Source organism: Streptomyces sp. NPDC007205 (genome assembly GCF_040634095.1).
Classification (GTDB): domain Bacteria; phylum Actinomycetota; class Actinomycetes; order Streptomycetales; family Streptomycetaceae; genus Streptomyces.
In genome coordinates this window covers 19,871-31,601 of record NZ_JBEYEW010000007.1, presented here as the reverse complement: position 1 = coordinate 31,601, position 11,731 = coordinate 19,871, and the positions used below count along the sequence as shown (strand labels likewise).

Here is an 11,731-nt window from a genome sequence, read left to right as displayed (position 1 = left end):
TCCCGAAGCTCAGCGGACCCAGTTCTCCTGGTACGCCCGCCAGCCCGCTTCCGTGGCCGCGAAGTCGGTCGGTGGTGTCCGGGGTGACCTCCAGGGCGAGGCTCGTCTGCTGGGCCGCATAGCCGTCGTAGAGGCTCTGCAACGGCTGCATGGTGTCGTACGACATGACGGCGATCTGGTCCACGCGGCGGGCCACCTGCCCGAAGTAGGACTGCGACCACCACTTGGGGTGACCGGTGGTCGCGCCCCAGAAGGAGTGGAAGGCCGGGAAGTTCCTGTCGCCGGAGTGGAGGGGCTCCAGGACGGCGAGGGTGCAGCGGAGGGTACGGCGACGTCCGGGGCGGCCTTCGGGGTGGTCTTCGGGGCGGACTTCGGCGGGGATGCCCTTGCCACCCGCACCGCGCGTGCGGCTTTCGCCGCCGGGCCCTGGTCCTGCGGTGTCCATTTCTGCCCCCTGTCCTTCTCTTCCCCCAACCGTGTCCGTTCCGCTCGCGAAGGCGTCTACCTGCCCATACGCTCCGAAATGTGACGTCCTCCCTGATCCGGGGCCGGCCCCGGCATGCCACGGCACACATATCGGTGCGGGTGGCGCATGCCGTGCTGGGTACCGCGGTCGGGGCCGGGTGGCTGGTGTTGCCGGTGATGACGGCCGGTGCACAGGATCCGGTTCCCGTGGCACCCGCCGGCACGGTCGCGAGCGCCGCCGCGCCGCAGCAGGACGAGACGTCCGCCGTCGATCTCGTCCTGCCCCTCGTCGTGGGGGTCGCGGCCGTGGGGCTGGCCGGATACGGCTATCTGCGCCGCACCCGCCGCGCCCGCACCCGTACGACCCCCGGGATCGTCTCCGTCGCCCCGCCCGCGCCCACCCCGGCCGACTTCGAGCGCCAGGCTCGCGCGGCACTGGTCCTGGCCGACGACTGCGTACGGACCAGCCGCGAGGAACTCGCCTTCGTCCAGCGGCAGTGCGGTGAGGCCGAGACCGAACCCTTCGTCCATGCCCTGCGGGCCGCCGAGACCGAGCTGGCTGCCGCGTGTGCGATCTGGCGGCGGTACGAGCAGGGGGCGCCGAAGGACGCGGCGGCGCGGCGGCAGGCGCTGGTCGGTGTGGTCGGCCGGTGCGCGGAGGCGGGACGCCGGCTGGACGCGGAGGCCCGCGCGCTGGACCGGCTGCGGGAACTGGACGCGCCGGGGCCGGCCGGGGCACTGGAGCCGGCCGAGGGATGGTTCCGGGAGCTGACGGGGCGCACGGTGGCCGCGCAGGACACCCTGGCGGAGCTGCGCGAGCGGTACACCGCCTCGGCCGTCGGGCCGGTCACCGGGTACGTCGAACAGGCCAAGGACCGGCTGGTGTTCGCCACCGTCCGGCTCAACGAGGCCCGGCAGGCGGCCGACGCGGGCGACGGCGGGCGAGCCGCCGGGCAGCTGCGCGCCGCCGAGGGCGCGGTGGCCCAGGCCGAGGTCCTGGTGACCGGGGTGGAACGGCTCGCGGCCCGGTTGCGGGAGGCGGCGGAGCTGGTGCCGGCCGTGCTGACCGGCGCGGAGGCGGAGCTAGCGGCGGCCCGGAAGGGCGGCGTGCGGGAGCCGCTGACCAGCGGTGAGCTGCACGCGCGGCTGGCCCACGCGGACGGCGTGCTGGCCGCCGTACGACAGGAGCGGACGGCGGGCCCGTACGACCCGCTGGACGCCCTGCGCCGGATCGCACGGGCCGTGGAACGGCTGGACACCGGCCACTTGGGCGCACCGGCCGCGGCGGCGCTGCTCGTGGCGAGGAGTTCCGTCGCCGGGGCGGAGGAGTTCGTCGCGGTGCACCGGGGCGCGGTGGGCCCACAGGCACGCGTTCTTCTGGCGGAGGCGGCACGGGAGCTGGGCGCCGGCCGCGCCGACCAGGCCGACGCCCTCGCCCGCGAGTCCCGGGACCTGGCCGAACGGGACGTACGAGCACACGGCAACCCGTACACGGGCGCCGATGGTGACTCACCGGGCCTGTCCGGCGCGGTCCTGGGCGGTGTGCTCCTGGCCGAGGACCAGGACGGGGGCCCACCGGCAAGCTACGGCGGCCCGCGCACAAGGGGCCGCCACTGCTCCCGGCCACCTGCCTAGCCAACGGGAAGGGGTCTGCGGGCGGAGGCCCCGGGTGCTTCGGGTCAGAAGAGGCTCAGGAGGGCTTCCGCCGGGTCGGTGAGGCCGGACTCGCCGCCGGGCAACGGCAACTCGAACCACACCGTCTTGCCGCGAGGCGTCCTGCGGGAGCCCCACGCCGCGCTCAGCAACCCGACCAGCTGCAACCCCCGGCCCCCCTCGTCCGTGTCCCGGGCCCGTCGCCGCCGAGGCTGCACCAGGCCGGAGTCCCACACCTCGCAGACCAGCGTGCGGTCCAGCAGCAGCCGTAGCCGGATGTCCCCCTCCCCGTACCGGAGCGCGTTGGTGACCAGCTCGCTGACGAGCAGTTCCGCCGTGTCGACCAGCGGCTCCAGGTCCCAGCTCAGCAGCTGCGCCCGGGCGTACTCCCGCGCCCGCCCCACACTGCGCGGCTCGCGCGGCAGCGTCCAGTCGCCGACGGAATCGGCCGGCAGCCCCTGCACCCTCGCCATCAGCAGCGCGATGTCGTCCTCGCCGTGGTGGGTGTCGAGGGTGCTGAGAACGTGGTCGCAGACGTCCTCCAGCGGCTGGGAGGGGTCGGTGAGCGCGCCCACGAACGCCTGCAGCCCCTCGTCCAGGGGATGGTCGCGGGACTCGACCAGGCCGTCCGTGTACAGGGCCAGCAGCGCGCCCTCGGGCAGCTCGACCTCGACCTCCTCGAAGGGCTCGCCGCCCACGCCGAGCGGCATGCCGGGCGGCACGTCCAGCATCAGGGCGGCCTCACCGGGCTCGACCAGGACCGGCGGCAGATGGCCGGCGTTGGCGAACGTACAGCGTCTGGTGACGGAGTCGTACACCGCGTAGACGCAGGTCGCGAGGTACACCTCGGACAGGTCCGCGTCCCGGGGCTGGCGCGCCGTACGCGTGGCCTGCTGGACTCCCCCCGGGGTGCCGAGCCCCCGGGCGATCTCGTCCAACGCCGAGAGCACTTCGGCCGGTTCGAGGTCCAGCAGGGCCAGGGTCCGTACGGCGGTGCGCAGTTCGCCCATCGCGACCGCCGCGCGCAGGCCCCGCCCCATCACATCGCCCACGACCAACGCCGTACGGTGCCCCGGCAGTTCGATCACGTCGAACCAGTCGCCGCCCACCTCGGTGGCCGCGTTGCCGGGCAGATAGCGGCAGGCGATGTCCAGCCCGGAGGCCTCGGGGTCGCCCGGCGGCAGGAGCGAGCGCTGCAGTATCAACGCCCGTTCGTGTTCCCGGCGGTACAGGCGCGCGTTGTCGATGCAGACGGCGGCGCGCGCCGCCAGCTCCACCGCCAGTTCCCGGTCGCGGTCGCCGAACGGCTCGCTACCCTTGGTGCGGGCGAACTGGGCGAGGCCGACGACGGTGTCGTGGGCGACCATCGGCACGGCCAGCTTGGACTGCACCAGACCGCCGTCCTCGGCGGGCACCCGCTGCGGCCGGGCGGTGCGCAGGGCGTCCGCGCAGGGCGAGTTGAAGGGGAAGTGGTGGACCGCGCCGACCTCGACGGACTCGCCGGAGCTGGTGAAGGGGACCCCGGCGACGGCGCTCGCGAAGGCGACGCGGCGCAGTTCGGCGCTGCCGTCGGCGAGGCCGGGCGGGGTCTCGTCACCGGCGAGGAGCCCCTGGTAGAGGTCGACGGTGGCGAGGTCGCAGAAGCCCGGGACGACGACGTCGAGCAGTTCCCGGGCCGTGGTCTCCAGGTCGAGCGAGTTCCCTATGCGGGCGCCGGCCTCGTTGAGCAGGGCGAGGTTGCGCCGGGCCGCGGCGGCCTCGCGGGCGGCGGCCCGGCGGGCGGTGATGTCGGTGCCGAGCCAGGCGATGCCGATGGGCCGGCCGCTGCCGCTGTGCACGCGGTAGAGGTTGACGGACCAGTGCCGGCGTTCCTCGGAGCCGGGGACGTACCCCGTGACATGCATGTCGGTGATGGACTCACCGGACTGCAGCACCCGGCGCAGCGTGGCCGAAACCCGCTCGGCCTCACCGCGGGGCAGATAGTCGTGCACGCCCTTGCCCCGGTGGTCGTCGGGGGTTCCGCCGAAGACGGAGGCGAATCGCTCGTTGGCCCGACGGACCCTCAGATCGGTGTCGATCAGCAGGAACCCGAACGGAGACTGACCGAAAATCGCCTGCGAGGCGGCGAGATCGGTCTCGATGCTGCGCAGGGTGCGCACGTCCACGACGATACAGACGGCGGCCCTGTCGCCCTCGCCGGTCCGGGTGGGCATGACGTAGACCTCGGCGAGGCCGTCCGCGCCGCGCGTGCCGTCCGCCTTGTCCGGCATCCGGAAGGGCACGACCCCGGTCCACTCCCGCCCGTCGAGGATTTCGGCCATCTTGCGCTGGCCGCGCTCGCGCAGGTCGGGATCGACGAAGGCCTCTATGGGGTCCCTGCCGACGGCGTGTGCGGCGGGGATGCCGAAGAGCTGCTCGGCGCGCAGGCTCCACTGGTCGACCAGCCCGCCGGGGCTGATGGAGAAGGACGCGACCTTGATGTAGTCGTAGATCGAACCGGGCGGACTGCTCTGCCACATGGCGTCGCCGGGTGCCGCGGCAGCCTCCGCGGCCTGGTGCCTCGCGCCGTCCGACGGGTCCTCGGACTCCGTGGCCTTCGCTGGTATCTCGCTCACGCGAACCGTCCCCTCCAGCTCACCGCGTCCGGCACCGGTCACCGGGGGCGGCTGCCCGCAGTATCCAGCACTACGGTGCCGCACGACACGGTGTTCACGATCACAGCTCGGTCCAGATGCTTTTCGGACCGGTCCGTGACAACACTTCCAGTCTTCTAACCAGGGAACACGCCCTCGAACCACGCATCGCAGGACCGGCCGGTCACCCGGAGCGCACGATGGGCGGACCCCCGCCGGCCGTACACCCTCGTGCCCCCCGGATGCTTCCGGCTCACCCCGGCAGCGCCAGTTCGAACCAGACGGTCTTTCCGCTCGTGCCGGGCCGGGTGCCCCAGCGGCGCGAGGAGCCGGCGACCAGTTGCAGCCCGCGCCCGCTCTCGTCCTCGTCGCGGGCGACACGCTCGCGCGGCGGGTCGGGCAGCGGGTCGGAGACCTCCACCCGCAGGGTGTCGGCCGGTCCGCCGGGACGCACGAGCCGTACGCCGATGGGACCGGTGGCATGCCGCAGCGAGTTGGTGACCAACTCGCTGACCAGCAGTGCGGTGAGGTCGGCGAGGCAGTCGAGGCCCCAGCCGTGCAACTTCCCACGGACCGCGGCGCGTGCGGTGCGCACGGCGCCCGGTTCCGCGGGAAAGGTCCACTCGGCGCAGTCGCCACCGGTGTCGATCACGCCGATCACTTCCCAGGCCAGCGAGCCCACCCATGTCCGGTTTCATGGGGTTAATGGGCACATACCCGATATCTGGTGGGCAGTACCGTGCGGGAGGGCGCACTGTGGCACGAACGGCGTATCGGGAAGGCTCAGCGGAGGCCCTGGCTGAGCCGGGGGGCGACTTCGCGAACGGCGGGCACGTCCTGGTCCAGCCAGGCCACGTCCCAGATCTCGGCCGGGGTGAGCCAGCGCAGCTCGTCATGGTCCTGGAGGGGCCGGGGGGCGGGTGAGCCGGGGAGCAGGCGGGCGGTCCACACCCGCAGGACGTACGGCTCACGCAGCGGCCACTGACCCGGCACGCGCTCGACAGGTTCGGCGTCGATGCCCAGTTCCTCGCGCAGTTCACGCATCAGGGCGTCCTCGGGCCGCTCGCCTGCCTCGACCTTGCCGCCGGGCAGTTCCCAGCGGCCCGCCAGGTCGGCGGGGGCGCTGCGGCGCGCGGCGAGCAGCCGGCCGCCGTCGAGCAGGGCCGCTCCCACCACCACGGTCCGGTCCGTCATGGGTGTCCTGGGTGTCGTGGGCGTCATGGGGCGGAGCCTACGGGAGGGCGCCGCGCGGTCAGTTCCGGGCGCTGTCCCCGTTCTGGCCGACGCGCTCGACCCAGTACAGCTGTTTGTGGCCCCGGTCGTCGAGGCTGTCGGCGATCTTCTGCGCCTCGGCGCGGGTCGCGTACCGTCCGACGCGATAGCGATTGCCGTTGTCGTCCTGCCGTATCACGAGCCAGGGCAGCGAGACCGTCCCCTCACTCATGGCCCCCACCGCCCGTGCCGCTCCCTCTCGCACCGCCCCACCACCCGCTTCCCGTCCCGGGCCCCCGCCGCGCCCCCAAGGAAACCGCAATCCGCATATGCCCGAGCGTACGCCCAACCTTTACGCTGCGAACACGCCTTTTCACAAAGAGGTACGCAACCAGCCAGAACGCAGGGGGCGCACGGGGGTGAACGCGCCGTCGTGAACGCCGTTGTCGTGCAGCGCGGGCATACCCAAGTGACCCCTGGTCACCTGGGAAAACGGCCGGATTGCAGCGGCCGGTCGGGCCCGTCGGGCGCTGCGCCACCGGGGCATCCAGGCGTGGGGGGCGCCCAGGTGTGCGCTACCTCACTCGAAGAGCCCCGCCCTGAGCAGCGCACGCCCCGCCCGTGAACCGGGACTTCACTTCACGGGCAGGTGGTACGCCACCCGGTACCGGTCGGCCGGGATCACCACGTCGGCGGTCTCCACCGGGCGGCCGGAGGCGTAGTAGGTGCGCTGGACGACCACGACCACATGGCCGGGGACGCCGCCGAGGATGTGCAGTTCCTCGGCGAGGCCGGGGCGCGCGCCGACCTCCTCGGTGACGTTGTCCACGATGACGTCGATGGCACGCATGCGCTCGACCACCCCCATGCCGCCGAGCGGGCCCTCCTCGGGCAGCATCACGGGGGTACGGCCGGTGACGGCGAGGGGCTCCCAGGAGGTGGAGAGCATCATCGGCTCGCCGGCCTCGCGGAACAGGTACTTGGTGCGCATGACCCGGTCGCCGGCCCGGATCGCGAGCCGCTCGGCGATGGCGGCCCCGGCCCCGGCCTGCTCACTGCTGGACTCCCAGGTGCCGCGCACCGAGGCGTCGGCCTGCTCCTGCCGGAAGGGCGTGGCACCGCCGGCCGGGCGGTACCCGGAACGGGCCACCCTGCGGGGCACGGGCCGCTCGCGCACATACGTCCCCGAGCCGGAGCGGCCCTCGACCAGTCCCTCGGCCATCAGTACCTTGCGGGCCTCCAGCGCGACCGTGTCCGAGACGCCGTACTCCTCGCGGATGCGGGCCTGGGAGGGCAGCCGGGTGTGGGGCGGCAGTGAACCGTCGACGATCTTCTTGCGGAGATCACCCGCGACACGCAGGTACGCCGGCTGTTCACCGAAAGTCACTGGCCGCTCCCATCAGGTTGTACAGACAGCAACAGCCTGGCAACCCTGGGTTGTGACACGCAAGCGAAGGCCAGAGAATCACTCGATGTGATGACATGGCGTGTGCGAGGGCATTACCCAGGCATTTTCTCCCCCGTACAGGTGCGCCCACACCTGGCGGGTGAGTCTCCCCTGCCAGGGCGCGCCCTGCGCACGGGTACCGTGCTCCTGGGGCGGGCGGCACACAGCGAAACGGGGGCGGAATGCGGGGGGCGACCCTGGCCGGAGGCCGGGCGGGCGGAAGCCGGGCGGGCAGAGGCCGGGTGCGCGGAAGCCGGGCGGGCAGAGGCCGGGTGGGCGGCGAGGTCGTCCGGGCGGTGAACGGGCTCACCAAGCGGTGGGCGGCGACCACGCGCAACGGCACGGTCTTCTCGGCGGCCGGCGTCCGGCCCCTGCCGGCCTTCCCGGCCGACGGCGCCACGGGCCCGGCGCGGACGGAGCTGAGGGAGACCCTCGGCCTGCCGGCGGATCAGGCGGCGGGCGCGGCACGGGAGTTGCCCGGCGCGCCGGCCGCAGAGCGCCCTGGCCCGGTTCGGGGCACTGGGCTTCCGTGCCGCCGCGGTCACGATGTCCCGAGCGGTCGCGGGCGGCGTGCCGCCGCCCCTGCGCTACGTCACGACCAGGGTCGAGGCCGCCTTCGACCGCCCCTTCGGCTTCCTCGCACTGCACCGGCACTCGCGGCTGGTGCCGGCTGCGGGGTGGGTGACGGATCCACTGCCGTTCCCCGAGGACACATACGCGATAACCGGACGAGGAGCGGGCAGCGCGCCTCGTGGGAGGACGACCAGTGAGCAAGGTGACCGCCGAGACGGTCCGTCGGGTGAACGGGCTGACGGCCCGCTGGGCGCAGGCACTGCCCGAGGGCACGGTCTTCTCCGCGCCCGGGGTCTGGCCCCTGCTGGCCTTCCTGGCCGACGGCGCGACCGGGCCGGCGCGGACGGAGCTGAGCCAGGCCCTCGGCCTGCCGGCGGATCAGGCGGCCGGCGCAGCACGGGAGTTGCTGGCTGCCCTGGGGGCGGTGTCCGGTCTGGACGCGGCGCTCGGCCTGTGGACGCACCACGCGCTCGCCCTGCGCGAGGAGTGGCGGGCGGGGCTGCCCGCCGGGACCTACGGGGTGTTCGGGGACGACCTCGTCACCGCGCAGGAGCGGCTGGACGTCTGGGCGGCCGAGCGGACCGGCGGGCTGGTCGAGCGCATGCCGGTGACACTGACCCGGGACACACGGCTGGTGCTGGCCGGCGCGCTCGCGCTGCGCACGACCTGGCGGCAGCCCTTCACGGAGCTGCCGCTCAGGCCGGACGCCGGCCCCTGGCAGGGGCGATCGCTGCGCGGGCTGCACCGGCGGAGCGTGCGGCCGGACCGGGTGGGCGTGACGGGCACGCCGGACGGCTTCGTCACCGCGCTGACGGTGCCCGGCGACAACGGCATCGACGTCCATCTGCTGCTCGGCGAGGAGCGCATGACGCCGGGCCAGGTGCTCGCGGCGGGCGTGGGAATCGTGGCGCGGGCGCTGCCGCTGACCGTGGGCGGCTCGCTGCCGCACGGACATGTGGGGCCGGGTCTGTACGTGGAGCAGCAGCCGGCCGTCGAGCCGGGGCCGCCGGTGCTGGACGTGCGGACGGTGGTGTACGAGGTGCGCGCCGACCACGATCTGCTCGCCCTGTCGGACCTCTTCGGTCTGACGTCGGCGTCGGACACCCGCGGCGGTCACTTCCCGGGGGTGAGCGCCTCCGGGCTGGCCGTCGGGGAGGCCCGCCAGTCGGCCGTGGCGCAGTTCGGCGCGCTCGGCTTCCGGGCGGCGGCGGTGACGGCCATGGCGGCGCCGTACGGCGGCGCGCCGCAGTACCGCTACGAGTCCACGGTCGTCCGGGCCGTCTACGACCGCCCGTTCGGCTTCCTCGCCGTCGACCGCGACTCCCGGCTGGTACTGGCGGCGGGCTGGGTGACGGACCCGGCGCCGGAGGCCGTCGTCAGCTTCCCGGGCGCTGTTCCTCCAGCACTCTGACGCAGCGCGCGAGCAGACCCGTCAGGGCGTCCCGCTCCGCGTCGGTGAACTCCGCGGCGAGGGCCCGCTCGACGCGTACGGCGTACGCGTCGGCGTCGGCGAGTACGGCACGGCCCTCGTCCGTGAGGCGGGTCTCCAGGACGTTCCTGTGCCACTCGTGGGGGCTGCGGGTGATCAGATCGCGGTCCTGGAGGTTCTTCAGGACCGTGTTCATGGTCGGCGGGGTGACCCCGCACAGCCGGGCCAGGGCCGCCGCGGAGATGCCGGGGTTGGCGGAGAGGTGGAGCAACGCGGCGTACTGGGCGACGGTCAGGCCCGCGGGCTTCAGGACCGCCGTCTTGGTCGCGTTGAGGGCCTGCTCGGCCCGCTTGAGATGGGAGCCGAGGCGCTCGGACGCGGGCATGGAGGTCACCCCGCCACATTAATGCCCGGGTGGGCGTTAACACCCTGGCGAGGATTAGAGTTCTAATATAGATTCGCACTCGCCCGATAGTGAGTAGCCGAATCGAGAGGCACTGTCGTGTCCCGTGCGATCCACCGCCGTACCTTCCTGACCGGCGTCGCCGCGGCGGCCGTGGCCGTCGCCGCGCCCACCGCGAGCGCGGCCACCGGCCCGCGCATCTCCACCGCCTTCACCCTCCCCGACGAGCGCGCCTACCCCGAGGGCATCACCCTCGACCCGCGCACGGGCGACGCCTACGTCGGCTCCTTCACGACCGGCGCGATCTACCGCGCCGCCGCCGGGAGCCGCACCGCCGAGGTCTTCCTGCCGGCGGGCACCGACGGCCGGACCACCGCCAACGGCCTGAAGGCCGACCGGGCGGGCCGGCTGTGGGTCACCGACCACACCACCGGGATCGACGTCTACGACCTGTACGGCCGCTCCCTGCTGGCCCGCTTCGAGATACCGCAGGGCGACCCGCGCTTCCTGAACGACCTCGTGATCACGGCGGACGGCACGGCCTACGCCACCGACAGCGTGCGTCCGGTGATCTACCGCGTCACCCCGGCCGACCTGGCCCGCGCCCGCGGCGGCCGTGCGCCGCTGACCGCGTACTACGACCTCAGCGGCGCCGTACCGGCACACTCGCCGGACGACTACACCCTCAACGGCATCGTCGCCGACCCCGCCGGACGCCTGCTGTTCGCCGTCGACATGACCGGTGGCGGCCTGTACCGGGTCGGCCTGACCGACGGCTCGGTACGCCAAGTCACCTTGCAGGGCGGCGACTTGAAGCACGGCGACGGCCTGGAGCTGGCCCACGGCACCCTGTGGGCCGCCCACAACGCGACCAACACCCTCACCCGCTGGCACCTCTCCCCCGACGGCACCAGGGCCCGCCTGACCCGGACCCTGACCACCCCGGCCCTGCAGACCCCCACCACCCTGGCGCACGACCACCACGGCCTCCTCGTCGTCCGCTCCCAGTTCGACAAGGGCGGACCGATGGGCCCGGGGGTGCCTCGGACGCCGTTCACGGTGGCGCGGGTGACGGGGATGTGATCTCGTGGCCGGGGCCTGGCCGAGTCGCTACGGTAGGACCATGACCGCACCGCCCGACTGGATGCGCCCGCCGCGCGACGAAGGCTGGTTCGCGGAGGACCTGGACCGCCTCCCCGAGGCGCCCCGCCACACCGAGCTGATCGATGGAGCTCTCGTCTTCATGGTGTCGCCGCAGAGGTGGTGGCACGGCCACCTCGTCACCATGCTCACCGTCGCTCTCATGGAGCAGGCGCCCGCCGATGTGCGGGTCGGCCGCGAGATGACCATAAGGCTCGACGAGCGCAATCGTCCGGAGCCGGACCTGCTCCTGGCGAAGGCCGACTTCGACGGCGATCGCACCTGGTTCGCCCCGGACGAGGTACAGCTCGTGATCGAGGTCGTCTCCCCCGAGTCCGCGCACCGCGACCGCACGGTCAAGCTGCGCAAGTACGCGCAGGGCGGCATCCCGCACTACTGGTGCGTCGAGGAGGAGAACGGCGCTCCCGTCGTCCACGTCTACGAGCTGGACGAACCGACCGGGGCCTATGCGCCCGCCGGTGTCTTCCGGGGCGCCCTGACGCGTCCGGTGCCGTTCGAGATCAGCCTGGACCTCGACAAGCTGCTCCCGTCGCGGGACACCTGACTCACAGCGGCCGGGCAAGCGCACTGGTGTGCCCCGACGGGGTCCGTGTCGCCTGGCCAGCGTCCGGACGACACCGGCGCACCCGGCCGCCGCGACACCCGGCCGCCGCGACACCTGTGCCCGGCAACGCGTGCCCGAACGGCAGCCGGGCGGCGCGGTAACCCGTGGCCGGCACCGGCAGGGCTCCGGCCTGCAGCGAGCGCCGGACCCA

The 11,731-nt window shown here is 73.5% G+C and carries 10 protein-coding genes and 2 pseudogenes; 5 read left to right on the top strand and 7 right to left on the bottom strand.

Features of this window, described 5'->3' with window-relative positions; translation table 11 throughout:
• Window positions 1–9 precede the first annotated feature (9 nt).
• Window positions 10–268 (bottom strand): annotated as a pseudogene (locus tag ABZ624_RS14235) (hypothetical protein); the annotation flags it as partial.
• A 257-nt stretch (window positions 269–525) separates the two neighbouring features.
• Here ABZ624_RS14235 and ABZ624_RS14230 point away from each other — a divergent pair.
• Complete coding sequence (locus ABZ624_RS14230) at window positions 526–2,100, top strand: hypothetical protein (protein ID WP_360087040.1); 1,575 nt, start codon at window positions 526–528, stop codon at window positions 2,098–2,100.
• A gap of 44 nt (window positions 2,101–2,144) precedes the next feature.
• On the opposite strand, the gene ABZ624_RS14225 is transcribed toward ABZ624_RS14230, so the two are convergent.
• From ABZ624_RS14225 to ABZ624_RS14205, 5 genes are all read right to left on the bottom strand, one after another.
• Window positions 2,145–4,733 carry a SpoIIE family protein phosphatase gene (locus tag ABZ624_RS14225; RefSeq protein WP_360087037.1) on the bottom strand — a complete coding sequence of 863 codons (2,589 nt, stop codon included), beginning with the start codon at window positions 4,731–4,733 and terminating at the stop codon, window positions 2,145–2,147.
• Window positions 4,734–5,004: 271 nt separating this feature from the next.
• The gene (locus tag ABZ624_RS14220) at window positions 5,005–5,433 is read right to left on the bottom strand and encodes an ATP-binding protein (protein WP_360087034.1); all 429 of its coding nucleotides are present in this window, start codon (window positions 5,431–5,433) and stop codon (window positions 5,005–5,007) included.
• Between the two features lie 101 nt (window positions 5,434–5,534).
• A complete protein-coding gene (locus ABZ624_RS14215) occupies window positions 5,535–5,945 on the bottom strand; it encodes a (deoxy)nucleoside triphosphate pyrophosphohydrolase (protein ID WP_360087797.1) in 411 nt (136 codons plus the stop codon).
• 58 nt (window positions 5,946–6,003) lie between these two features.
• Entirely contained in the window at window positions 6,004–6,195 is a 192-nt protein-coding gene (locus ABZ624_RS14210) for an SPOR domain-containing protein (RefSeq protein WP_360087031.1), read from the bottom strand.
• Window positions 6,196–6,597: 402 nt separating this feature from the next.
• Window positions 6,598–7,350 carry a GntR family transcriptional regulator gene (locus ABZ624_RS14205; RefSeq protein WP_360087028.1) on the bottom strand — a complete coding sequence of 251 codons (753 nt, stop codon included), beginning with the start codon at window positions 7,348–7,350 and terminating at the stop codon, window positions 6,598–6,600.
• 552 nt (window positions 7,351–7,902) lie between these two features.
• On the opposite strand from ABZ624_RS14205, the pseudogene ABZ624_RS14200 reads away from it, so the two are divergent.
• Together ABZ624_RS14200 and ABZ624_RS14195 are read left to right on the top strand one after the other, a co-directional pair.
• Window positions 7,903–8,121 (top strand): annotated as a pseudogene (locus ABZ624_RS14200) (proteinase inhibitor I4 serpin); the annotation flags it as partial.
• Between the two features lie 55 nt (window positions 8,122–8,176).
• Entirely contained in the window at window positions 8,177–9,394 is a 1,218-nt protein-coding gene (locus ABZ624_RS14195; RefSeq protein WP_360087025.1) for a serpin family protein, read from the top strand.
• On the opposite strand, the gene ABZ624_RS14190 is transcribed toward ABZ624_RS14195, so the two are convergent.
• Complete coding sequence (locus tag ABZ624_RS14190; RefSeq protein WP_360087022.1) at window positions 9,360–9,797, bottom strand: MarR family transcriptional regulator; 438 nt, start codon at window positions 9,795–9,797, stop codon at window positions 9,360–9,362. The genes ABZ624_RS14195 and ABZ624_RS14190 overlap by 35 nt on opposite strands.
• A 117-nt stretch (window positions 9,798–9,914) precedes the next feature.
• On the opposite strand from ABZ624_RS14190, the gene ABZ624_RS14185 reads away from it, so the two are divergent.
• Both ABZ624_RS14185 and ABZ624_RS14180 read left to right on the top strand, forming a co-directional pair.
• Entirely contained in the window at window positions 9,915–10,898 is a 984-nt protein-coding gene (locus ABZ624_RS14185) for an SMP-30/gluconolactonase/LRE family protein (protein WP_360087019.1), read from the top strand.
• Window positions 10,899–10,938: 40 nt separating this feature from the next.
• On the top strand, window positions 10,939–11,520 hold the full coding sequence (locus ABZ624_RS14180; protein ID WP_360087016.1) for a Uma2 family endonuclease: 582 nt from the start codon (window positions 10,939–10,941) through the stop codon (window positions 11,518–11,520).
• Window positions 11,521–11,731 lie beyond the last annotated feature (211 nt).